The following is a 23,215-nucleotide window of genomic DNA, read 5'->3' as shown; positions in this document are numbered from 1 at the left end:
ATAATCATTTGATATCAACATATTTTAACTGTTATGATGTTGATATCTAGAGATATAAAGGAGTGATTTTAATGAGCATGGATTTTAATATTTTTATGAATGATGTTGTCCGCCAAGCGCGTCAGGAAATTTCTGCTGCCGGCTACGAAGAGCTTAAGACATCTGAAGAGGTGGAAGAAGCATTAGCGAAAAAGGGCACAACTTTAGTCATGATTAATTCCGTATGCGGCTGTGCCGGCGGTATCGCCCGCCCAGCAGCAGCTTATGCAATACATTATGATAAACGGCCTGACCATCTGGTTACAGTTTTTGCCGGTCAGGATAAAGAGGCAACCGAAAAAGCACGCAGTTATTTCACTGGCTATCCGCCTTCCTCACCGTCGTTTGCTTTACTAAAGGATGGCAAGATTTGTTCAATGGTGGAAAGACATCAAATTGAGGGTTATGACCCGGCAACGGTTGTGGCAAAGCTGCAGCAGGAATTTGAAAAATATTGTGAAGAAGTGTAATTAACAGATGCCAATCTCCTTAACGGAGGTTGGCTTTTTTGATGGAAAAAATTACACCAAAAAAATTCCGATGAATTTTTAAAAATATATTTGCATAATTATTATCATGTGTTAAAATTCAATACATTGAATAATTATTAATCTATCATTCCTAAAAAACTTCAGGGGGAAAACGAAATGAAAAAGAGTTTAATATTATTGTTAACGTTAATGTTAACGATCGGTGTTCTTGCTGCTTGTGGCACTAGTGAGAAAACAAGCAAGGCGAGTGGAGACAAAAAGGTTTTGGTGATGGCGACTTCTGCAGATTATGCGCCATTTGAATATATTGAAACAGAGAAAAGCGACGAAATCATCGGTTTTGATGTGGATTTAGCTAAGGCAATCACGAGCAAGCTTGGTTACAAACTTGAAATCAAGGATATGGAATTTAATGGTTTGGTTCAAGCTCTTAAATCAGGACAGGCAGATTTTGTTTTGGCAGGGATGACTCCTACCGAAAAGAGAAAGAAAAACGTAGATTTCAGTGATATTTATTATACAGCGCAGCACATGATTGTTTCTAAGCAGGATAGCGGGATTGAGTCCCTCGAGGATTTGAAAGGCAAGACTGTCGGCGTTCAACTTGGTTCTATCCAAGAAGGAAAAGCAAAAGAAATCAATGAAAAAGTAGCGATTAATATCCAGGACCGCAACCGGATTCCGGAATTGATTCAGGAGCTTAAATCAGGCCGTTTTGATGCTGCCATTATCGAAGATACTGTCGCAAAGGGCTATTTTAAAAATGATAAAGAGTTGAAGGGCTTTACGATCAGCGATGATCCAGAGGAAGCAGGTTCGGCCATTGCGTTCCAGAAAAATAGTGATCTGACTGAAAAATTTAATAAAGAGTTAAAGAAAATGAAAGAAAACGGGGAACTCGACAAATTAGTAGTTAAATGGTTTGGCGGCGAAAACTAAACTATAAAACATGACATGGAGACGTTTGGGAGAAGCTAATTCTACTAGGCGTCTCCGCTATTTTTTTGTGAAAGGATGGCATATTAATGAATTTGGATTTTATGCAATTCATTCCCTCCCTGCCGTATATTTTAAAAGGAATAATGATTACGTTAAAAATTGTTATTCTAGCAGGAGTTTTGGGGTTTATCTTTGGTATTATCTTATCACTTTTTAAAATTAGTTCGATTAGAGCGCTCGGCTGGTTAGCTGATATTTATACTTCGATTTTCCGCGGTACACCGCTTGTGTTACAGCTAATGCTCATCTATTACGGTTCACCACAAATTTTTGGCTATCAAATTGAACCATATGCGGCGGCAGTATTATCATTTGCACTAAATTCGGCAGCATATATTTCAGAGATTATCCGCGCGGGCATTCTTGCTGTCGACAAAGGCCAGCAGGAAGCTGCGATGGCTCTTGGGGTTCCTTATGGAAAAATGATGTGGGATATCATTCTGCCACAGGCACTAAAGAATATCCTGCCAGCATTAATGAACGAATTCATCACCTTGACAAAGGAATCAGCCATTGTGACAACCATCGGGGTTATGGATATTATGCGCCGCTCGTATCAGGTCGGGGCAGAATATTATTCTTATTTTGAACCATTAATTATCGCAGGTGTGATCTATTACTTGATGGTTATCACCTTAACCTTCATGGGAAAAGCACTGGAAAGGAGAATGAGACGCAGTGATTAAGGTAGAAGACTTGCATAAATCTTACGGTAAATTGGAAGTGTTAAAGGGAATCACCACTACGATTGGGTCCGGTGAAGTCGTTGCGATTATTGGGCCATCCGGCTCAGGAAAGTCGACCTTTCTGCGCTGCATGAATTTCCTTGAAACGCCGACAAGCGGCAGAATCTGGGTAGGCCAGCAAGAGGTAACAGATAAAAAAACAAATATCATGAAAGTCCGTGAGAATGTCGGCATGGTGTTTCAGCATTTTCATCTTTTCCCGCATAAGACTGTCTTGCAAAATCTCACTTATGCACCAATCAAAGTAAAGGGAATGGCAAAAGCCGAAGCGGAAAAGATTGCTTATGATCTATTGGAAAGAGTAGGGTTATTGGAAAAAGCCAATGAATATCCAACGAGACTTTCAGGCGGGCAAAAGCAGCGGGTGGCAATTGCCAGAGCACTGGCAATGCAGCCTGAGGTTATGTTATTTGATGAACCTACCTCGGCACTAGACCCAGAAATGGTTAAAGAAGTATTAGAGGTTATGAAGTCACTGGCACATACGGGGATGACGATGGCAATCGTCACCCATGAAATGGGCTTTGCCCGAGAAGTAGCGGACCGTGTCTTGTTCCTCGATGGCGGAGTACTTGTAGACGATGCCACACCGGAAGAATTTTTTACTATGCCTAAGAGCAAACGGGCTCAAGAATTCCTGGAAAAAATGTTGTAATCCATGTATCGGAGGAAGTATGTGGAAGCATACTAGGGGAAAAAGGCAGGTTGATAAACATGATCAAATTATTTTTGTCAATCCTGATTGCTTCCCCACTCTGGCCGCTTGGTCTAAACCCGCTTCCTGGCGATCCGTTTGTTATCGTAAATAAAAGTAACAATGAACTGGCACTGATAAACGAAAACAAGGTTCAAACCATCGTTAGTGTTGGAACCGGTAAGTCGCAGGAATTAACGCCGGAAGGGTTGTTTACGATCACCGTAAAGGCGAAGAATCCATATTACCGAAAGAAAGACATTCCTGGAGGGGATTCGCGTAACCCGTTAGGCTTGGCGTGGATTGGTTTTGATGCCAGGGATACCGATGGCAGAATTTACGGAATTCATGGCACCAATCAACCGGCCTCCATTGGTAAAAATGTATCACAGGGTTGTATCCGGACCCAAAATGAAGTGATTACCTCTCTTTATCCTTTAATTCCGTTGGGAACTAAAATATTAATCACCACTTCAAAAAAGTCATTTGAAACGCTTGCTCGTGAATACGGGGCGATAAAATAAACAAAAGGGATTGTTCATTTGAACAATCCCTTTTTTAGCTTTTATAGAAATTGCCCGATCCCAATCAGGAGAGTTGAGGCAAGCATGGCAAATAACATTAAATACACAACAATTTTTCTGTTTTTCTTACTGTTCACTTTATTAAGTCCTCCTTAATAAATGGTTTTCTTTTATTTTACAGGGAAAAGCCCAGAGAAACAACGGAACAACTAAACAATATAGGAAGGATTTATGAACTTTTTCCCGAATACAATAATTGTCGGACTAATGTTAATATTGAAATAGAGGGGTATATATGATTAAAAAAGTGGATCACATTGGTATTGCCGTCAAGTCTTTGGAGAATACATTACCGTTTTATACCGAAGTATTACAGCTGCCATTATTAGGCATTGAAGAAGTACACAGCCAGAAGGTTAGGGTAGCCTTTTTACAAGCGGGGGAAACAAAGCTGGAGCTGCTTGAGCCAATGTCTGAGGACAGCACAATTGCCATGTTTATTGAAAAACGCGGTGAAGGTATTCATCATGTTGCGCTTGGTGTTGAATCCATTGAACAAAGAATTGCACAAATGAAAGAAAAGGGCATCACCATGATTGATCAAGTGCCAAGGCCTGGTGCGGGCGGGGCGGATATCGCCTTTATGCATCCGAGGTCGGCACACGGCGTCCTGGTGGAACTTTGCGAAAAGAAAGGGAAGAAGGGGTAACGGGATGGACATCTATGAAAAAATTAACGAACTGTATGATAAACGAAGAGAGGTCGAGCTTGGCGGTGGGGATGAGCGAATTGAAAAGCAGCATGAAAAGGGAAAGTTGACAGCCCGCGAACGGATTGATTTGCTGGTAGACAAAGGCAGCTTTGTTGAATTGAATCCGTTTATTGAGCATCGCACCAATGATTTTGGGCTTCATGAACAGAAAGGTCCTGGTGACGGGGTTGTGACAGGCTACGGAAAGGTCAACGGCCGGCCCATATATTTATTTTCTCAGGATTTTACCGTGTTTGGCGGGGCCTTGGGGGAAATGCACGCCAAGAAAATTGCCACAGTCATGGATTTGGCAGCCAAAAACGGGACACCGTTTGTCGGGCTGAATGACTCCGGCGGTGCGCGAATTCAAGAAGGTGTTGTGTCCTTGGACGGCTACGGACATATTTTTTATCGAAACTCAATTTATTCTGGGGTAATTCCACAGATCTCTGTTATTATGGGGCCGTGTGCCGGCGGAGCAGTGTATTCACCGGCGATTACCGATTTTGTAATCATGGTCGAAAAAACTTCCCAGATGTTTATCACTGGACCAAAGGTCATTGAAACAGTGACTGGTGAAAAAATCAGTTCTGAGGATCTTGGCGGGGCAGGAGTACATAACTCCATCAGCGGTAATGCCCATTTTAGTGCGGCGACAGAGCAGGAAGCATTGCGGCAGGTTCGCAATCTATTAAGCTATCTTCCGCAAAATAATGAGGAAAAGACGCCGGTGCTCGTAGTGGCCGAAGAAGACGATTATCGTCCAGACATGACAGATTTGATTCCATTCGACGCGGTTCGCCCGTATGACGTCCGAATTGTCGTGGAACAGGTGGTCGACCAGGGTTCATTTATGGAAATTCAAAAGGATTTTGCCCGAAATATTGTGGTTGGTTTTGCCAGGGTCAAAGGCGAAACTGTCGGGCTTGTTTGCAACCAGCCAAAGGTGATGGCTGGCGGTTTGGACATCGATTCCTCCGATAAAGCATCGAGGTTTATTAGAACTTGCGATTCGTTCAATATTCCAATTATTACTTTTGAGGATGTTACCGGCTTCTTCCCTGGAGTGAAGCAGGAACACGGAGGAATTATCCGCCACGGGGCAAAAATTCTGTATGCCTATTCGGAGGCAACGGTCCCTAAGTTGACTGTTATTTTAAGAAAAGCTTATGGCGGGGCCTATGTGGCTTTGAATAGTAAGTCAATCGGCGCTGACCTTGTATTTGCTTGGCCGAATGCGGAAATTGCTGTAATGGGGCCACAGGGGGCTGCAAATATTATTTTTGCAAGGGAAATTCAAAATAGTGAAAATCCTGAGCTGGTCAGACAGCAAAAAATTGAAGAATATCGGGATAAATTCGCGAATCCGTACGTCGCAGCGGCCAGGGGCATGGTCGATGATGTCATTGATCCTCGCGAAACACGAATTAAAATTATTCAATCTTTGGAAATGCTTCGAAATAAAAAAGAATCACGTCCATACAAAAAGCATGGAAATATTCCATTATAGGAATAGGGCAGGTTTGCAGCCTGCCTTTTATTTGCTGGGTTAAACGGGAAAAGGTATACTAAAATAGTGAGTAGTTACATAACTGGAGGGTTCGACAATATGGTTAATCAAGAACGTCTATTGAACGAATTTTTAGAGCTTGTCCAAATTGATTCCGAAACAAAATTTGAAGCGGAAATCGCCAAGGTGTTAAAGCAAAAGTTTACTGATTTGGGCCTTGAGGTTTTCGAAGACGATACTATGGCTGTCACAGGGCATGGTGCTGGCAACTTAATTTGTACACTGCCGGCTACAAAAGAGGGAGTAGATCCCATTTATTTTTCTTGTCACATGGATACCGTCACACCTGCTAAAGGTGTAAAGCCTTCGATTAAGGACGGCTATGTGGTTACCGATGGAACAACAATTTTAGGGGCTGATGATAAAACAGGCATTGCAGTCATGCTTGAAACGATCCGCCTGTTAAAAGAAAACAATCTCCCGCACGGCTTAATTCAATTTGTCATCTCAGTTGGCGAAGAATCAGGTCTGCAAGGTGCTAAAGCAATCGACCCGGCATTGCTGAAGGCGAAATATGGCTATGCCTTGGACAGTGATGGATTAGTCGGGAATGTTGTTGTCGCTGCCCCAACGCAAGCAAAAGTCAAAGCGGTTATTTACGGGAAGACGGCTCATGCTGGTGTGGCTCCGGAAAAAGGCGTGTCAGCGATTACGATTGCCGCTAAATCAATCGCCAGAATGCCGCTTGGCAGAATCGACCATGAAACAACGGCTAACATTGGCCGCTTTGAGGGCGGTCAGGCAACCAACATTGTTTGTGACCGTGTCGATATTTTAGCAGAAGCCCGCTCGCTGATTCCTGAAAAAATGGAAGCCCAAGTTGCCAAAATGAAGCAAGCGTTCGAAACCGTTGCTTCGGAAATGGGGGGACGGGCAGAGGTGGATATCCAAGTCATGTATCCCGGCTTTAAATTTGGCGAAGGTGACGAGGTGGTAGAAATTGCCCGTCAAGCTGCAGCAAAAATCGGCCGAAGCTGTGAACTGCAGCATAGCGGTGGCGGCAGTGATGCCAACGTATTTAACGGTTTCAACATTCCAACTGTGAACCTTGCAGTCGGCTATGAAGAAATTCACACCACCAACGAGCGGATGCCGCTTGAAGAATTGTATAAACTCGGGGAAATGACCCTTGCGATCATTGATGTGGTGACAAATCAATAATTTTTATGAGGAGAGCCTTTTCTACAAAGGGTCTCCTTTTTGATATAATGGAAGGTGCAGGAGGTGTATGGAATGAAGGAAATGTACCCGAAAAACGGAAGGGTCATTTTACATGTGGATATGAATAGCTTCTATGCTTCGGTGGAGATGGCCTATGATCCATCACTCAAGGGGAAGCCGTTGGCAATAGCCGGTAATGTTGAGGAACGGCGGGGAATCATCGTTACCTGCAGCTATGAGGCCCGGAAGTTTGGTGTAAAAACGACAATGCCGCTCTGGGAAGCAAGGAAGCTGTGTCCGCAGTTAATTGTCAAATCACCCAACTTTGACCGTTATCGGGCTGCTTCAATGGGGATGTTTGACATTCTTCGCCACTACACCCATCTTGTTGAACCTGTTTCGATTGATGAGGGCTATATGGACATCACATATAGCTTTGAGTACGGCAGTCCGATTGAAATTGCCCAAAGTATACAAAAGCGGATTTTGGAACAGCTTGATCTGCCATGCAGCATCGGCATTGCCCCAAATAAATTTTTGGCCAAAACGGCTTCTGATATGAAAAAGCCAATGGGAATCACGATACTCCGCAAACGGGATATACCGGCAAAACTCTGGCACCTCAACACGAACGAGATGCATGGAGTCGGGAATAAGACCGCGGAAAAGCTGAAAACGATTGGGATTGAAACAATTGGCGACCTGGCAAAGGCAAATGAAATCCAAGTAAAAACGTTACTTGGAATTAACGGAATTCGTTTGAAAGAGCGGGCCAATGGAATGGATCCACGCCCCGTTGATCCTGAATCGATTGAGGAATTTAAAAGCATCGGTAATTCAACCACTCTTCCTAGAGACGTGGCCAATCAGCATGAGCTTTTTCATGTGTTGGAATCATTGGCTGAGACTGTTTCGATAAGGCTGAAACGAAAAAACGTGTTGGCGACAACCGTTGCAATTACGATACGATATAAAGACCGCAAAACCATTACCAGAAGCAAAAAAACCACGAATCCGATTGGCAGCAAGGATGACTTAGCTTCATTTGCCAAGCAGCTTTTTTTAAAGCACTGGAATGGTGATCCTGTCCGCTTGTTGGGTATTACTGGATATGATTTGGTCGAACAACACCTTGCTTATAAACAGCTGGATTTATTTTCTTTTGAGAAAGAAGCCAAGAAAGAACCATTGCTCAAGACGATTTCTACGCTCCGTGAAAAGTATGGTAAAACAATTATTGAGAATGCCGGAACCCATAAAGTTGATAAGAACCACAATGTGGGGACTGCTACCAGTTTTAACAAAGATTTTCTCCGTGAAAATAACAATGAACAGCAATAAAAGCTCCAGCTTGCCCTGAAAATATGCAAGTTGGAGCTTTTATGGTTATTTACATATATCTACATCCAAATCCGTTACTGGCCACCAGTAGAAACCGTCCTTTTCCAGCAGTTCATCAGCAGCTTTCGGCCCCATTGATCCTGATTCATAATTTGGAAATGCAGCTTTTTCTTTTTCCCATACTTCCGAAATTTTGTCTACAAACGCCCACGAGTAGGCGACCTCATCCCAATGTGTGAAATTGGTGGCGTCACCGCGCATGCAGTCGTAAAGCAGTTTTTCATAGCCTTCAGGTGTGTTCATTGCCTGAATACCGGTGTTGGCAAAGCTTAGTTTAACCGTTTGCGCATCAAGATGGCCGCCGGCTTTTTTTGCGTTCAAATGAAGGGTGATCCCTTCCTCAGGCTGAATATGAATCACCAGGAGATTTGGATTGAGCATTTTTTCAGTCTGATAATATAGGTTCATCGGGATGTCTTTAAATTGAACAACAATCTTCGTTGTTTTGGTTGTCATCCTTTTCCCTGTACGGATGTAAAAAGGTACACCGGCCCAGCGGAAGTTGTCAATCATGACCTTTCCGGCAACAAACGTTTCCGTATTGGACTCTTTGTCAACCATCGGTTCATCACGATATTTAGGAACCTCATTCTCTCCAATTATGCCTTCCCCATATTGGCCGCGGACAAAATAATTCTTTACCTCGTCACCTTCGATGGTTCTCAGCGAGCGAAACACCCTTACCTTTTCAGAGCGAACCTCATCGGTGGTAAGACTGATTGGTGGTTCCATCGCTAGTAAGGCAACCATTTGCAGCATATGGTTCTGCAGCATGTCTCTTAATGCACCGCTTGTTTCATAATAGCGGCCCCGTTCCTCAACACCTAGAGTTTCGCTGGAGGTCACTTGAATGTTGGAGATATATCGGTTATTCCACAACGGTTCAAAAATGGCGTTGGCAAAACGGATGACTTCGATATTACGGACCATTTCTTTCCCCAAATAGTGGTCAATCCGGTAAACTTCTTTTTCATCAAATGCGGTTCTGATTTGTTCGTTTAGTACTTTAGCCGATTCCAAATCATGACCGAACGGTTTTTCAATGACCAAACGCTTATAGCCTTTTACATCAGTGAGCCCGTCTGACTTTAAATGAAGGGCAATTGGTCCGAAAAATTGTGGCGCCATTGCTAGATAGAAAATTCGATTGCCCTCAAGTTGATAGTGAGTATCGATTTCATCAGCAAATTTTTTCAAGGATTGGTAGGAATCCGAGTCGGAAACATCATGGGACTGGTAATAAAAATGAGAAGCAAACTCATCCAGGTTATCCTTTTCTCCCAAGGCAGCGGTGACAGATTCCTTTACAGATTGCTGGAATGATTCATTGGTCAGGGTTCTTCTGGCGACACCGACCACAGCAAATTTATGTAATCTTCCTCGATCATACAGCCTATAAAGGGACGGAAACAGCTTTCGTGTCGCTAAATCCCCAGTTGCACCGAAAATCATAATTAATGAAGTCAAATTTTGTTCCACGTTTATGTACCTCTTTTCTAAAATCTTGGTTGCCTTATGTATTTTACATTAGGTTTCACTAATTTAGCCAATAGCATGTATCGAGCAATGTGAATTAGTTTGTGCTATAGTTACCATAATGGGAAATGGAACGGTTAAGAGAGGTGTTTTTTGTGGATATATTTTTTTTAGGAACGGGAGCCGGCATGCCGGCAAAGCTGCGCAATGTAACGTCCATTGCGTTAAAGTTACTGGAGGAACGCGGGGCGGTATGGCTGTTTGATGCGGGCGAGGCAACCCAGCATCAAATTTTACATACTTCGATAAAACCGCGGCGGATTGAAAAAATATTTGTGACCCATCTTCATGGTGATCATATTTACGGCCTGCCTGGTTTGTTATCCAGCCGTTCGTTTCAAGGCGGGGAATCAGAAGTAACAGTGTACGGTCCGAAGGGGATAAAAGATTTTATTCGCATGAGTCTTTCCTTGAGTCAGACTTATTTAAAATATCCATTGAGGATTGTCGAAATAGATGAAGGTATTATTTTTGAGGATGAGCAGTTTCTAGTTGAGGCACTTGTTTTGGAACATGGAATTCCGTCTTATGGCTATCGGGTCGTGGAAAAAGACAAACCTGGCACGCTGCTCGCTGATAAATTGATGGAGGCGGGAGTTCAACCTGGTCCGATTTTTAAAAGAATTAAAAGTGGCGAGCCTGTTGTACTTGAAGATGGCCGGGTCATACAACCGGGTGAGTTTCTCGGACCTGCCCAAAAAGGGCGGATAGTAACGATTCTTGGCGATACAAGATATTGCGAGAATGCACTCTTGTTGGCGAAGGGGGCTGATTTTCTGGTACATGAAGCGACCTTTTCCGAAGGCGAAGAGGGGCTGGCGCATGATTATTTTCACTCAACCACCAATCAAGCGGCTGAAGTGGCCTTAAAGGCTGGCTGCAAGCAATTGTGTTTGACCCACATCAGTTCCCGGTATGACCGAAATGCTTGGCGGGAATTAGTAGCAGAGGCGCGTGAGATTTTCCCGAATACGGATATTGCTGAGGATTTTAAGGAAATTCATATACCTAGTAAATGAATGGTGTTGTTTTTGGTTATAGAGGACATTGCGAGTAATTTTTGGGAGAGCTGTGTCCTCAATAGGCGGTATAGAGGACGGAGCAGGTGAATTTTTAATGGAAAGTGTCCTCAATAAGGCGTGTAGAGGACAGAATGAGTGGATTTTTCGTTGGAAGTGTCTTCAATATGCGTTATTGAAGACAGAATAAGTGTTTTTTTATAAAAAATGTCTCCAATAAATTTTATTGAAGCAGTGAAGCATGAAATATTGTTGTGGAACTACTCCAATAAAGCTTATTGGAGCAGTAAAGTATGAAAAATTTCCAGTCAACTACGCCAATAGACGTTATTGGAGGAGTAAAGCGTAATAAATCCCTTCCAACTACGCCAAGGCAGCTTATTGGGGAAGTGGCCCAAAAACGACCGTCCAACTACGCCAATAAAAAGGCACTCACCTTTTCAGATAGGGTGAGTGCCTTTTGCGTACAACGAACTTAGTTCCAGCCCCGCTTGTATTGCTTTGGCGCTTCGATTTCAACGCCTAGTTCCTTCGCCGCTCTCCGCGGCCAGTACGGGTCGCGCAGCAATTCGCGCGCCAAGAAGACCAAATCAGCGCGCTCATTTGATAGTATTTCCTCAGCGTGTAACGGGCTCGTGATTAACCCGACTGCACCTGTCGGAATCTCTGCCCCGTTCTTAATACTTTCCGAATACTTAACCTGATAGCCGGGATAAACATTAATTTGGGCGGGAACAACAGCACCAGAGCTGACATCAACGAGGTCAACACCCTGCTCCTTCATCCAACGAGCAAAAATTATGTAATCTTCAGGCGTCAAACCATCCTGATGATAATCATGTGCGGACACACGGACAAATAACGGACCTTCCCAAACTTCCTTAACGGCATCAATCACCTGACGGAGTAACCGATAACGATTTTCTGGAGCCCCGCCGTATTCATCTGTCCGTTTATTGGAAAGAGGTGACAGGAATTGGTTGATAAGATATCCGTGGGCACCGTGAATTTCAATCACATCAAAACCGGCCTTGGCTGCCCGCACCGCACCTTGCTTAAATGCCTCAACAGTGTCAGCAATATCTTCTTTTGTCATTTCTTTCGGTGTTTGATATCTTTCGTTAAAAGCGATGGCTGAAGGAGCCAAAATTTCTCCTTCCAATTCTGCTTTTCTGCCGGCATGGGAAATCTGTATACCTGTTTTCGCACCGTGTTCGTTCATAAGCTCAACAAGCTCCTGTAAACCTTCAATATGGTCATCACTCCAGATGCCTAAATCCTGGGGAGAAATTCGACCTTGAGATGTAACAGCTGTTGCCTCCAGAATAATCAAGCCGACCTGGCCTACCGCTCGCGATGTATAATGAGTGCGGTGCCAGTTTTGAACCATTCCGTCTTCGTTATGGCTCGAATACATGCACATCGGCGCCATAACAATTCGGTTTTTTAACGTGACTCCCTTAATGGTGTAAGGGGAAAATAATTTTGCCATTTTGCGAATCCTCCGTAAAATATATGACGTAACAACTAATAGTATAGCAAAGGGCTCCAAAATCATGTGATTTCCTGCTTTTACTCCCGGTCCTTAAGCTCGCTTAATCGATAGGTAGTTCCGCGCCAAACAATGCCGCCCCGTTTAAACGTTAAATAGCTCGCCCTGATAATGGAATAGATGAACAGTAGGGCGGTAATCGGCAGGACTAGAAATAAGACAGGAGAAAACTTGGTCATCTTGTTAATAATCATTGAATAGTGAATTCCGCTCACCAAAATATTTCCAAGGCTGAGCAGGGCAATAGTGCTGTTATCGGAAAAAACCATGATAAACGGAAGGATATTTGTGACAAATACGCCGAAAATCGAAAAAAAGATCATAAAAACCTGATAATTTAACCCGGCAAATGTATTTTTTTCTAGGCCTATAAAAGCTTCTTTTAAACTGCCATACCATTCTACTTCGATTAATTCGAGGGCAGTCACAATTCTTTGGCGATAGCCTTCCTGCTTCAGTTTCATGCCCAATTGCAAATCGTCGTCCGGACGCATTTTAATCCGTTCATGTGTGCCGAATGCTTCATATGCTTTCCTTGACATTAGGTTGAATGCACCGATTCCCGTCCCAATCTTCGACTTTGGATTATTCGCCTGCCAAGGTCGTTTAAAATAAGAAAAACCAAACAGGAAAAAGGCAACAAATGTTTTCAGCCAAAATTTCCTAGCATTTAAATTGGGTGCGGCAGTCATGTGGTCAAGCTGATGTTTTTCAAAATAATGAAGAGCTTTCGCAAAGGCTTCGTCCTGAAACTTTACATCGGCATCAGTGAACAACAGCCACTTGCCGGACGAAGCTTGCGAACCAGTGTATAAGGCATAATTTTTTCCTAGCCAGCCCGCCGGCAACTCCCGGATATGATTTACCTTAATTCGTGGGTCCTGTCGCGCCAAATCATCCATAATGTCCCCGGTACGATCATCGGATCGATCATTCACTAGAATCCATTCGACGTTTTCATAGGTTTGCCCCAATTGACTAAGTATACTTTCCGCGATGTGGTTCTCCTCATTTCTGGCAGCGACAATCACGGACAGTAACGGTCCGCTAGACAGGCCAGGTTCCTGTTTCAAGGAGTCAATCCTTTTTAATCCAATCGCTGCATCAATCAAAAACAAAATCCAAACCATGATTCCTAACGCAAACAGAACGATTAGTACCGTTTCCAAAAGCCTCAGCCCTTTTTAACTCATTCTATGTTAGTTTCGGTACCTGGGGCAGGATTAATTCCCTACCGTAAGTTTTGAACACAGCGCATCACCCATTTTTTTCGATTGGGATGTGGCGGCTTTGATACACGAAATAAATGCCTGCTGCACGCCTTGGTCCTCAAGGACACGAATACCTGCCTCGGTGGTCCCGCCTGGACTTGTCACTTCCCGCCGCAATTGCTCCGGTGATTTGGAAGAGTTCTTCACCATTTCTGCCGCACCAATCAATGTTTGGACAATTAATTCCTGTGCCATCCCTTTTTCAAGCCCGATTTCGACAGCACTTTTTTCCATCGCTTCAATCAGATAATAGATGTAGGCGGGTCCGCTCCCGGACAGACCTGTTACTGCATCCAACTGTGATTCCTCCACATATGCAGCCAATCCAACGGTGTCAAACAACTGCTTTGTTATTTCCAGCTGCTGCTGTGAAACCCGTTCATTCACAGCAATCGCCGTCGCTGATTTACCGACTGCTGCCGATGTATTGGGCATTGCCCGCGCAATCGAAAGTTTCTTGTCCGCCAGCATCTCAATTGTATTCATCGAAACCCCGGCCAGCACGGAAACCACGAGCATATCCCGAGTTAAGTATGGACGAATAGATTCAATTGCCGATGCCGCATCTTTCGGTTTCATCGATAACATCACAACGTCCGCACCTTCAAAAAGGGCATTCAAATCATATGTGCTATGGACCCTGTACTGAGTTTCCAATGCCGCCAATCTTTCCTTATTGGAGTTATTGGTCACCCACACATTATTTCGATCAATTAATTCATTTTCAAGAATGCCGGAAATGAATGCTTCCGCCATGGAACCCGCGCCAACAATCGCTATTTTATTCATCAAAACAACCTCCAAACATTTTTTAAAAAACAAAAAGACCTTTCATCCGAAAAGGACGAAAGGTCTTATCTTCCGTGGTACCACCTTCATTGAATCCCATTGCAAAAAAAGGATTCACTCTAACCCCGTTAACGCCGGAATACGTTAGGTTTGCCTAAATGCTCATAAGGTAGGTTCAATGCACAAGCGGGCGGTGAAGCCTTTCAGCCTTGGACTTCACTCTCTTTCGCCATTTCACACCTACTGGCCTTAGTCATTGCATGAAACGAAGCAAATTTTTAATAGTGATTATGCTTGAAAAACAGCCTGTCTGTCAAGTGTTAAGTTTATAGAATTTTTCAATTTTTCTATAAAAACTATGTGAAAATAATGACATTTCTTCAAAAAATCGTTACACTTAATTTTATATATTGGTTGACACATAATATTCACAATTGCCGAATAGGGTTTCTTTATTTAACGATAATGTTAGGGGTTATAAAAAATGACAGAATGGAAAAATGGAATTGCCAAAATCACCCTCCCGACCCCGTTTGCGGTAGGGGATGTCAATGTCTATCTGGTCAAAGGCGAAAAGTTAACGCTTGTTGATGTGGGGCCGAAAACGGAAGAGGCATGGAAATCACTGACTGCTCAATTGGCACAATTAAATCTGACTACCAAGGATATTGAACAGGTTGTCTTGACCCATCATCATCCCGATCATTCCGGATTGCTTGACTTTTTTCCGGACTACCTTGAGGTATACGGACATCCGATGAATGAACGATGGTTACAGCCGACAGAGGACTTCTTTCTGGGGCAGAAGAATTTCTTTTTTGAGCTATTTCGAGAATTTGGACTCCCAGAAGAGTATTTGAAGTATCTGGAGAATTTCAAAAAAGCGGCATCGGAATTAGGTAATCGCCCGTTGACTGGCACGCTTGTCGAAGGAACAAGGCCGCCGGGACTTTCTGATTGGCAGGTCATTGAAACACCTGGTCATGCCCAAAGCCAAATTGCCTTGTTCCGGGAGAAAGACGGTGTGCTAATCGCCGGGGATGTAATTATTGCCCATATTTCCCCAAATCCATTGCTTGAACCCCCGGCGCCTGGGGAAACCGAACGTCCTAAACCGCAGCTGCAGCATAATCATTCGATGCAGAAGCTGCTTTCGTATCCAATACACCTGGTATATTCCGGACATGGTGAGGAAGTCTGCCAGCTAGCGGAATTAGTGGAGAAAAGACTCCTCCGCCAGCATGAACGGGCTATGACAGTCAACGGTTGGCTGAAGGAAGAACAGCTGACCGTATTCGAAATCTGCAAACGACTGTTTCCGAAAGTGTACCAGCGGCAATTGATGCTTACGATTTCAGAGACAGTCGCCCAGCTTGACTATTTGTCATCTATCGGAGAAATTATTAGTAAAGATACAAAGCCCGTGCTTTATCAAGCTAAATAAGCATGGCGACTCTGATGGGGTGCTCAAAATGTTCAACGATAGAATAAAAGGAAAAAATATTGTGATTACCGGCGCTTCTGGCGGAATTGGGGCAGAAATTGCCAGGCTATGTGCCGCAAGTGGCGCCAATCTCGTTTTACTTGCCCGCAGCATCGACAAGCTTCAGCAGCTTGAAGGTGAGCTTGAGCAAAAATATCAGGTAAACGTGGAAGTATATCAGTTGGATGTAGCAAATACGGATCAAGTGAAGCTGGTATTCCAGCAAATTTTTGCTTGTGTCGGCGATGTCGATATTCTCGTCAACAATGCCGGTTTTGGCGTGTTCCGCGAGGCGCATGAAGCTAGAATGGACGAAATCAAAGGGATGTTCGAGGTGAATGTTGTCGGGCTGATGGCGTGCACCAGTATGGTCTTGCCGAAGATGCGCGCACGGCGTTTTGGCCATATTATTAACATTGCTTCACAGGCAGGAAAAATTGCCACGCCAAAGTCGAGTGTTTATTCGGCGTCCAAACATGCCGTGCTTGGCTATACGAATTCGCTTCGAATGGAGCTAGATGATTACAATATTCGGGTGACCTCTGTTAATCCTGGTCCGATTGCGACCAATTTTTTCACCATTGCGGATGAAAAGGGGACTTATGTAAAAAATGTGCAGAAGTTTATGCTCCAGCCGGAATTCGTCGCTCAGAAGGTCGTAGGCAGCATGCTGACGAAAACCCGGGAAATCAACCTGCCGCGCTGGATGAATATGGGCAGTGTGGTTTATGTTCTGTTCCCGCGATTATTTGAGAAAATTGGCAAGAAAATCCTAAATAAAAAGTAGTCCGTCACTTTTTAAAATGTTTGTAATCCTGCCTGTTCGGAAAGGGTGGTCTAAAATGGCAAGTAATCAAGAAGAATTTGAAAAGGCCATGGAAGCCTCTAGTAACAATTTTTCTGATGAAAAATTCTGGGACAAACTAAAGAAATTTGCTAAAAAAGCAGGTTCATCTGTCGTGTATGCAGTTTTGCTTTTATATTTTACCTTGCAAAAACCAGACGTGCCGGCTAAGACAAAAGCAGTTATTATTGGGGCTTTGGGGTATTTCATTCTTCCATTGGATTTAATTCCTGATATAGCGGTCGGGGTCGGCTACACAGATGATTTGGGAGCATTGGGCATAGCTCTTTTACAAATAGCCATGTATATTGATGATGAAATTAAAAATAAAGCAAAAGAAAAATTAGCAGACTGGTTTGGAGATCATGTAGATACATCGGATATTGATAAAAAACTTGGCTAGCAAAAAACTATGACATGTGAGTAAAAAAAGCCCCCGGCAGCGAGTAACGTTGTCGGGGTGCTTTTGTTTAATTTTGATTCCACTCTCGTACCTTCTGGTCGGCTGGCAGGAGAAAGGCGGTTAATCCTAAGAGCGGGAGAACTCCTAGGCCAATAATCATTGTTTGAAGACCAATTATGTCAGCTATAAGCCCGAGTCCGACAGAACCAATCGCTCCCATTCCAAAGGCAAGCCCGACAGTTAGGCCGGACATCAAGCCAATTTTACCCGGTATTAGTTCCTGGGCATAGACGACTGTAACAGAAAAACTCGTCATCAAGATGAATCCAGTCAAAATAAGCAAGATAAATGCTGCTGCCTGCGGAACATTCGGAATCAGGATGGAAAATGGCACGGTGGCCAGCATCGAAAATGAAATGACAGTTTTCTTTCCGAAACGGTCGGCAAGCGGCCCCCCAAAAAAGGTGCCAAATGCTCCGGCTACTAAAAAGGCGAACAAGAAAAGCTGTGATTCTTTAATCGTGAGAGCATACTCTCTTATTCCGTAAAAAGCATAAAAATTGGTCATTCCGGAAATATACCAGGACCGTGCAAAAATCAGCAGCAAGATCAAGATTAACGCCCGCTTTACCTCTTTTGATACGCCCGTTTGGTGGCCGGCGCTGCTCTGTTTTTTCCTAATTGGAGCAATTAGCAGTCTTTGATTATACCAATTTGCAATGTAGATTAATAGAATGACGGCAAGCGCGGCAACAATCGAAAACCACGAGGCACCAATTTGTCCAAGCGGCACTAGGATTAAAGCCGTAATCAGCGGTGCAAATGCCTGGCCGGTATTGCCGCCCACCTGATAAATCGACTGGGCAAGCCCTCTTCGGTTTCCGGCTGCCATATAGGCTACTCTCGAACCTTCTGGATGGAACACCGCTGAACCAAGCCCGATGAACAGGACTGATAACACGACCATTCCGAATGATGGGGCAAATCCCAATCCAAGTACGCCAAACAACGTAAAGGTCAAGCCTACTGGCAAGGCGTAGGGCATCGGTTTTTTATCGGTGAACATGCCGACAACAGGCTGCATCACGGATGAAACCATGTTCAGAGAAAAGGCGATAATCCCTAGTTGGGTGAACGTTAACCCCATCGATTTTTCCAGAATTGGGAACATGGCCGGAACAACGCTTGAATGGCATCATTCAACATATGGCAAAGCCCGATAATAAATAGGATTTTGTACATCGTTGCTTCAGAAGCTTTCGGTGCTTGCGGGGTCAGCACTGCTGGTTGACTCATATATGGATCTCCTTTTCAATGAAACTTTAATATCCATATATTACTACTGAATGAGTGAAAAGAGAATTATTTATTTCTGAACTCGAAGAAATTTCCACTTTCATAATGGAATTGATTATTCGGAGTGCCTGTTCATGAATACCAAAAGAGAATTAACGGTATACTGTAGTTGTTGTAAGAAAATGGAAATTTGAGTGTAAGGAGTATATTATGGTCAATGCAATCTATGCAGCCATATGGCTTGGGGCGTTATGGAAATGGGGGGATTGGAGAAATTGGCAAAAATATTATCCAACCATTCTTTTCTTTATTATTGGAGATTTATCATATTTATATTTGTTGTCAGATCATTTTCCGATGTGGAGATATAACCCGCCGACTATTGATGAAAAAGTAGGGCTAACCAATGCGCATATATCCCTATCAATTATTATTATTAAATATCCTGCCACTGCCCTTATTTATCTGGCAAATTTTCCAAAGGGCAGCCTGCTCAAACAATCTTTCTATTTCATCGGTTGGGTGGTAATATATTTTATTAATGAATTTATCGATGTTAAACTGCATTTTATTAAATACTTCAATGGCTGGAACCTGGCCTGGTCGGTCCTGTTTTGCACGGTTATGTTTTTTATCCTAAAAGTACACTTTCATAAGCCAATATTCGCATGGCTGCTTTCGGCCGGGTTCATTTTATTCTTATGGAATGTATTCGAAGTTCCTTCTACTGTTTTTCGATAATGGAGTGAATTCTTTTTCGCTCTGTTTTTTTATCCTGTTAAAAACTCATACACTTTATCATTTATAACCTCGTATAAATCTGCTGTCGGTTCTTCTTCTTTCGTTTGAAGAATCCGTGTGACCAGTTCATCCATTTCTTGTTCGCCAATAGGCAGGGAATCCCCTTCATAATATTGTTTAAAACAATTCCTTATCATCTTCACAACCAGCTTTTTCTCCATAATCATACACCTCATTCCCATTATAGCTTTTTTTGTGGATAAGCCATATTTGGTATCCCTCAAAAAATTTCCATTGAATACGAACGAATATTCGCTTAAGATGATATATATAATATTAAGGAACAAATGTTCGAAAAATAAAACTGTGAGGGATCATTCATGGTTGATTACAGCACGTTACCACATAATAAAATCTTATGTGTCGACATGAAGAGCTTCTATGCCAGCTGCTCCGCTGTCATGCTCGGGCTCGATCCATTGGATTGCTATATTGCGATTGTCGGCGACAAGGACCGGCAGGGAAGTGTCGTGCTTGCCGCTTCCCCTCGTCTGAAAAAGGAGTTTGGCATCAAAACGGGCTCACGGCTGTTTGAAATTCCAAAGGATCCGCGGATTCAATTAGTTGAACCCAAAATGGCCACTTATTTACGGATTTCAACCGAGATCAGCCGCGTGTTTAACCGCTATGTGCCAAAAGAGGCCATCCACACCTACAGCGTCGATGAAAGCTTTATTAAAGTGGACGGCGCTTTGGATTTGTGGGGCGATGCATGGACGATTGCGAAAAAAATCAAGGACGATATTGAGCGCGAATTCCAGCTTCCATGCGCTGTCGGAATCGGACCAAATATGCTGTTGGCGAAGCTTTGCCTCGATTTGGAAGCGAAGAAACACGGGGTCGCCGAGTGGACCTATGATGATGTTCAGACAAAGCTTTGGAATGTGTCACCGCTACGGGAAATGTGGGGCATCGGCAGACGAGTCGAAAAGACTTTAAACAGCATGGGGATTTTTAATGTTGGCCAGTTGGCCCGCTATGATTTGGATCTGCTCGAAAAGAAATTCGGCATCATGGGCAATCAGCTTTATTATCATGCCTGGGGAGTCGACCTATCCGATTTGGGCGCACCGATTATTGAAGGGCAAATCAGCTTTGGCAAAAGCCAAATACTGTTGCGCGATTATAAAGACGAACATGAAATCAAGCATGTCATTTTGGAAATGTGCGAGGAGGTAGCCAAGCGAGCGAGAACAAGGCGAAAAGCCGGGCGGACAGTCAGCCTTGGCGTCGGCTATAGCCAGGATGAATTTGGCGGCGGCTTTCACCGCTCAAGATCAATTGAGCATCCAACTAACGTCACGATGGACCTCTACCGTGTCTGTCTTGAGTTATTTCATGAGCATTATAACGGCAAAACAGTTCGGCAGATTTCAATCACGCTCGGCAATATTGTCGATGATTCCGAGCTTCAACTTGATTTATTTGACCAAGGTGCTTATAAACGGCGCGAACTCGGCTATGTCGTGGATTCGGTCCGCCGCCGCTTCGGCCCCGGCGCCCTGCTGCGCGCTGTTTCCTATACGGCCGGAGGCACCGCCAAGCACCGGGCAACCCTAGTGGGCGGGCATAAGATGTAGGGCAGAAGGGGTGCAATACAAGTAAAACAGCCTATCGGCAAATAAGATGGGTTTAATATCCGCAAAGAAAGTTTGGGAAAACAGCAAAGGAAAGAAGGAAAGCAAATGATTCGCGACCGAGGGAGAATTAAGTGGACGTCGATGATGCTGCCCGAGCATGTGAAAATGCTCAGGGAATGGGTCAAGGAAGACCAGTATGAACAACAAAGAGAAATGGATGAACAGCAGCTCGAAATGATGAATGAAATCCTGTCTGAGGCCATCGAATTCGACCAATATGTAACCATTACCCATTACCGGAACCGAAACTATGAAATCGTGATTGGAAAAATTCATTACTGGGATGAGCTTGCCCACAGGCTGCATGTTATCGATCGATTTCAAGAAGTGCACCGGATTCCAATCGGTACAATTGCCGACATCCGGCTCACTGATAAATAAAAGAAGCTGTCCAATAACGGGTTTAGTTCCTAGGAATCCTGAGCAGAGTCTTCATTTGAGATCGTAATATTCCCACAATTAATAGTTGTGAAGGAATTTATGCAGCCATCACCGAAACTAAAATTGCCACCAATCATGGTAATGTTCGAAGTGTGGCTGTTTTGAAAGGCTCCGCCAGAATTAATGTTGGCGTTTTGGGAAACTGTTTGTACCTTAAATCGACCAATATTGATTGAGTGTGACATTAACATCACCGTCCTTAACTCCAGTTTATTTTAGAGAAAGGCTTGTGATTGTCCAAATGCCTAATGGGTGTCAGGGGAATTGAATAGCAGCATAGATGTCATCTTTGGGAGTGTTTTTTCTAAACTAAAGCATGGCAGTATTCATGACTGCCAGCAAGGTGGTAATACTCATTTTCTTGTAACTCCACCTTGCTTTCAGCCTCCTGGGGGGAGCAGCAGTTATAATCGAAGCCATATCATCCCACATTCATTATTCTTTTTTTAATCTTTTTCCCGCCGAGTTTCCCTTCAAAATCATACATGTACTAGTCGAGTGCGCTACGAGACTGTCGTTTTCATCATATATTTGGCATTCTAGTAATCCAACTGAAGAGCCTTTTTTTATTAAGCTTCCTTCAGCACGGAGCTTTGATTTAAAGATGGGTTTAAGGAAATTTAATTTAATCTCCACCGATGTAAATAGTTCATCATCCGCAAGCGTACTAGAAAAAGCATATCCCATCGCAGCATCGGCTATATCACACAAAATCCCACCGTGTAATGTGCCCATTGGATTATGAAGTCTTTCCGTTGCGTCCAATTCGATCACCACTCTGCCTTCCTCAGCCTCTACCACTTTAAAACCAAGTACCTCGGCCACTGGCGGGTCAGGTCTTTCACCTGTAATCATTTTCTTTAAACCTTCTAATTTGTTCATTATTTTCACCTTTCCTATTAAAATTGCATTTTTGAATGTTCATTCGGAAAAATAGTATCATTTTTAGTACATTCGGTAAATAATATTCCGACCATTCTGATAATAAATAAGAGAAACAGAAATAAAAACGACTCAGTTTGAACTGAGCCGCTTTATTATACAAGGTTTTGAACTTTAATCTTCTTTTGGCACCCGAACCTGGGAATCGAAATTCCCCTTATGGGAGCCGTCGCAAAATGGTTTGTTTTTACTCATGCCGCAGCGGCACAGAGAAAAGGAAGGTTTGGTTGTATACACATTGCCCTCGCCATCCAACAATTCCACATCACCGGTAATTCTAAGCGACCCATTATCGTTCACTTTGATTGTGACCTTTGACATTAAGAGCACCCCTTTTAAATATTCATATTAATCAAGAGAATAACTGGTTTAACAGGAAAATGCAACCAAAAGGCCGCAAGCAAAATAAAAACCGCCTAAACAAACATATGCTACAATCATCATATGCCTAAAATAGGGGAGTGTTAAATGTGGAAATTATTATTACAGAAGATGCCGCTAAAAAGATCGATGAGAGAACAGCCGGACGTGACGGCTATTTAAAGCTGGTGTACGATACAGACGGCTGCGGCTGAGCAGTCAACGGTGTGGCAGCCCTGTGGTTCACAGGCGACATAGATCAAGACGAAATTGAAATAAACACAAATAACCGTTCAGTTTATATTGAAAAACAAAAGCTGGTTTTCTTCGATGAGCAGATGAAGATTGATTTTTCCAGCAGCAGTAATACATTTCAATTAAAAAGCCCACAGCAAATTTTAAACTCGCATATGAGTTTCGTCATTAAAGAAAAAACAGACTGATCCAGAAATGGGCAGTCTG

Annotated in this window: 26 protein-coding genes and 1 pseudogene; 17 read left to right on the top strand and 10 right to left on the bottom strand. The window is 43.3% G+C overall.

Going from position 1 to position 23,215, the window contains the following annotated elements; translation table 11 throughout:
• The first annotated feature begins 71 nt into the window (after positions 1–71).
• From ACZ43M_RS19620 to ACZ43M_RS19600, 5 genes are all read left to right on the top strand, one after another.
• The gene (locus ACZ43M_RS19620) at positions 72–509 is read left to right on the top strand and encodes a BrxA/BrxB family bacilliredoxin (protein ID WP_464504197.1); all 438 of its coding nucleotides are present in this window, start codon (positions 72–74) and stop codon (positions 507–509) included.
• 177 nt (positions 510–686) lie between these two features.
• On the top strand, positions 687–1,469 hold the full coding sequence (locus ACZ43M_RS19615; protein WP_464504196.1) for a transporter substrate-binding domain-containing protein: 783 nt from the start codon (positions 687–689) through the stop codon (positions 1,467–1,469).
• An 86-nt stretch (positions 1,470–1,555) separates the two neighbouring features.
• Positions 1,556–2,215, top strand: a complete 660-nt coding sequence (locus ACZ43M_RS19610) for an amino acid ABC transporter permease (RefSeq protein ID WP_464504195.1) — start codon at positions 1,556–1,558, stop codon at positions 2,213–2,215.
• Positions 2,208–2,930 carry an amino acid ABC transporter ATP-binding protein gene (locus tag ACZ43M_RS19605; protein WP_464504194.1) on the top strand — a complete coding sequence of 241 codons (723 nt, stop codon included), beginning with the start codon at positions 2,208–2,210 and terminating at the stop codon, positions 2,928–2,930. The genes ACZ43M_RS19610 and ACZ43M_RS19605 overlap by 8 nt, the downstream gene beginning before the upstream one ends.
• A 59-nt stretch (positions 2,931–2,989) precedes the next feature.
• Positions 2,990–3,493, top strand: coding sequence for a L,D-transpeptidase (locus ACZ43M_RS19600; protein WP_464504193.1), 504 nt, complete (start codon positions 2,990–2,992; stop codon positions 3,491–3,493).
• A 41-nt stretch (positions 3,494–3,534) separates the two neighbouring features.
• On the opposite strand, the gene prli42 is transcribed toward ACZ43M_RS19600, so the two are convergent.
• A complete protein-coding gene (prli42, locus tag ACZ43M_RS19595; protein ID WP_464504192.1) occupies positions 3,535–3,630 on the bottom strand; it encodes a stressosome-associated protein Prli42 in 96 nt (31 codons plus the stop codon).
• A gap of 158 nt (positions 3,631–3,788) precedes the next feature.
• Between prli42 and mce the strand changes: the two genes are divergently transcribed.
• The 4 genes from mce (at position 3,789) to ACZ43M_RS19575 (ending at position 8,316) form a co-directional block, all read left to right on the top strand.
• The gene (mce, locus tag ACZ43M_RS19590) at positions 3,789–4,202 is read left to right on the top strand and encodes a methylmalonyl-CoA epimerase (protein ID WP_464504191.1); all 414 of its coding nucleotides are present in this window, start codon (positions 3,789–3,791) and stop codon (positions 4,200–4,202) included.
• Positions 4,203–4,206: 4 nt separating this feature from the next.
• A complete protein-coding gene (locus ACZ43M_RS19585) occupies positions 4,207–5,754 on the top strand; it encodes an acyl-CoA carboxylase subunit beta (protein WP_464504190.1) in 1,548 nt (515 codons plus the stop codon).
• 99 nt (positions 5,755–5,853) lie between these two features.
• Positions 5,854–6,975 carry a tripeptidase T gene (locus ACZ43M_RS19580; RefSeq protein ID WP_464504189.1) on the top strand — a complete coding sequence of 374 codons (1,122 nt, stop codon included), beginning with the start codon at positions 5,854–5,856 and terminating at the stop codon, positions 6,973–6,975.
• Positions 6,976–7,047: 72 nt separating this feature from the next.
• Positions 7,048–8,316, top strand: coding sequence for a DNA polymerase IV (locus ACZ43M_RS19575; protein ID WP_464504188.1), 1,269 nt, complete (start codon positions 7,048–7,050; stop codon positions 8,314–8,316).
• A 45-nt stretch (positions 8,317–8,361) separates the two neighbouring features.
• On the opposite strand, the gene zwf is transcribed toward ACZ43M_RS19575, so the two are convergent.
• Complete coding sequence (gene zwf / locus ACZ43M_RS19570; protein ID WP_464504187.1) at positions 8,362–9,855, bottom strand: glucose-6-phosphate dehydrogenase; 1,494 nt, start codon at positions 9,853–9,855, stop codon at positions 8,362–8,364.
• 152 nt (positions 9,856–10,007) lie between these two features.
• Here zwf and rnz point away from each other — a divergent pair, with 152 nt between their 5' ends.
• Positions 10,008–10,931 carry a ribonuclease Z gene (rnz, locus tag ACZ43M_RS19565; RefSeq protein WP_464504186.1) on the top strand — a complete coding sequence of 308 codons (924 nt, stop codon included), beginning with the start codon at positions 10,008–10,010 and terminating at the stop codon, positions 10,929–10,931.
• Between the two features lie 475 nt (positions 10,932–11,406).
• Here the strand turns inward: rnz and namA are convergent, their stop codons facing one another.
• From namA to proC, 3 genes are all read right to left on the bottom strand, one after another.
• The gene (gene namA, locus ACZ43M_RS19560) at positions 11,407–12,423 is read right to left on the bottom strand and encodes an NADPH dehydrogenase NamA (RefSeq protein ID WP_464504185.1); all 1,017 of its coding nucleotides are present in this window, start codon (positions 12,421–12,423) and stop codon (positions 11,407–11,409) included.
• 80 nt (positions 12,424–12,503) lie between these two features.
• Positions 12,504–13,652 (bottom strand): glycosyltransferase family 2 protein, encoded by a 1,149-nt coding sequence (locus tag ACZ43M_RS19555; RefSeq protein ID WP_464504184.1) that lies wholly within the window; start codon positions 13,650–13,652, stop codon positions 12,504–12,506.
• A gap of 54 nt (positions 13,653–13,706) precedes the next feature.
• Complete coding sequence (proC, locus tag ACZ43M_RS19550) at positions 13,707–14,543, bottom strand: pyrroline-5-carboxylate reductase (protein ID WP_464504183.1); 837 nt, start codon at positions 14,541–14,543, stop codon at positions 13,707–13,709.
• Between the two features lie 484 nt (positions 14,544–15,027).
• On the opposite strand from proC, the gene ACZ43M_RS19545 reads away from it, so the two are divergent.
• Genes ACZ43M_RS19545 through ACZ43M_RS19535 form a run of 3 tightly spaced genes read left to right on the top strand, consistent with a single transcriptional unit; the run spans position 15,028 to position 17,273 of the window.
• On the top strand, positions 15,028–15,987 hold the full coding sequence (locus ACZ43M_RS19545) for an MBL fold metallo-hydrolase (protein ID WP_464504182.1): 960 nt from the start codon (positions 15,028–15,030) through the stop codon (positions 15,985–15,987).
• Positions 15,988–16,015: 28 nt separating this feature from the next.
• The gene (locus ACZ43M_RS19540; protein ID WP_464504181.1) at positions 16,016–16,813 is read left to right on the top strand and encodes an SDR family NAD(P)-dependent oxidoreductase; all 798 of its coding nucleotides are present in this window, start codon (positions 16,016–16,018) and stop codon (positions 16,811–16,813) included.
• A 55-nt stretch (positions 16,814–16,868) separates the two neighbouring features.
• Positions 16,869–17,273: a YkvA family protein gene (locus ACZ43M_RS19535; RefSeq protein WP_464504180.1), complete on the top strand. Its 405-nt coding sequence runs from the start codon at positions 16,869–16,871 to the stop codon at positions 17,271–17,273.
• Positions 17,274–17,340: 67 nt separating this feature from the next.
• On the opposite strand, the pseudogene ACZ43M_RS19530 reads toward ACZ43M_RS19535, so the two are convergent.
• Positions 17,341–18,569: pseudogene (locus tag ACZ43M_RS19530) on the bottom strand (MFS transporter).
• Between the two features lie 210 nt (positions 18,570–18,779).
• Between ACZ43M_RS19530 and ACZ43M_RS19525 the strand changes: the two are divergent.
• The gene (locus ACZ43M_RS19525) at positions 18,780–19,310 is read left to right on the top strand and encodes a CBO0543 family protein (protein ID WP_464504179.1); all 531 of its coding nucleotides are present in this window, start codon (positions 18,780–18,782) and stop codon (positions 19,308–19,310) included.
• Positions 19,311–19,339: 29 nt separating this feature from the next.
• Here the strand turns inward: ACZ43M_RS19525 and ACZ43M_RS19520 are convergent, their stop codons facing one another.
• On the bottom strand, positions 19,340–19,531 hold the full coding sequence (locus tag ACZ43M_RS19520; protein ID WP_464504178.1) for a YqzH family protein: 192 nt from the start codon (positions 19,529–19,531) through the stop codon (positions 19,340–19,342).
• Positions 19,532–19,690: 159 nt separating this feature from the next.
• On the opposite strand from ACZ43M_RS19520, the gene ACZ43M_RS19515 reads away from it, so the two are divergent.
• The gene (locus ACZ43M_RS19515) at positions 19,691–20,950 is read left to right on the top strand and encodes a Y-family DNA polymerase (RefSeq protein WP_464504177.1); all 1,260 of its coding nucleotides are present in this window, start codon (positions 19,691–19,693) and stop codon (positions 20,948–20,950) included.
• 105 nt (positions 20,951–21,055) lie between these two features.
• The gene (locus ACZ43M_RS19510) at positions 21,056–21,391 is read left to right on the top strand and encodes a YolD-like family protein (RefSeq protein WP_464504176.1); all 336 of its coding nucleotides are present in this window, start codon (positions 21,056–21,058) and stop codon (positions 21,389–21,391) included.
• Positions 21,392–21,420: 29 nt separating this feature from the next.
• Here the strand turns inward: ACZ43M_RS19510 and ACZ43M_RS19505 are convergent, their stop codons facing one another.
• From ACZ43M_RS19505 to ACZ43M_RS19495, 3 genes are all read right to left on the bottom strand, one after another.
• Positions 21,421–21,636 carry a spore germination protein gene (locus ACZ43M_RS19505; protein WP_464504175.1) on the bottom strand — a complete coding sequence of 72 codons (216 nt, stop codon included), beginning with the start codon at positions 21,634–21,636 and terminating at the stop codon, positions 21,421–21,423.
• 250 nt (positions 21,637–21,886) lie between these two features.
• Positions 21,887–22,333, bottom strand: a complete 447-nt coding sequence (locus tag ACZ43M_RS19500; protein ID WP_464504174.1) for a PaaI family thioesterase — start codon at positions 22,331–22,333, stop codon at positions 21,887–21,889.
• 174 nt (positions 22,334–22,507) lie between these two features.
• Positions 22,508–22,714, bottom strand: a complete 207-nt coding sequence (locus ACZ43M_RS19495; protein ID WP_464504173.1) for a CDGSH iron-sulfur domain-containing protein — start codon at positions 22,712–22,714, stop codon at positions 22,508–22,510.
• A 266-nt stretch (positions 22,715–22,980) separates the two neighbouring features.
• Between ACZ43M_RS19495 and ACZ43M_RS19490 the strand changes: the two genes are divergently transcribed.
• Positions 22,981–23,196, top strand: coding sequence for an iron-sulfur cluster biosynthesis family protein (locus ACZ43M_RS19490; protein WP_464504172.1), 216 nt, complete (start codon positions 22,981–22,983; stop codon positions 23,194–23,196).
• Positions 23,197–23,215 lie beyond the last annotated feature (19 nt).

The organism is Neobacillus sp. B24, assembly GCF_055381825.1.
Note: the sequence above shows the minus strand (reverse complement) of the source record. Positions and strands in the feature narration are given on the sequence as shown.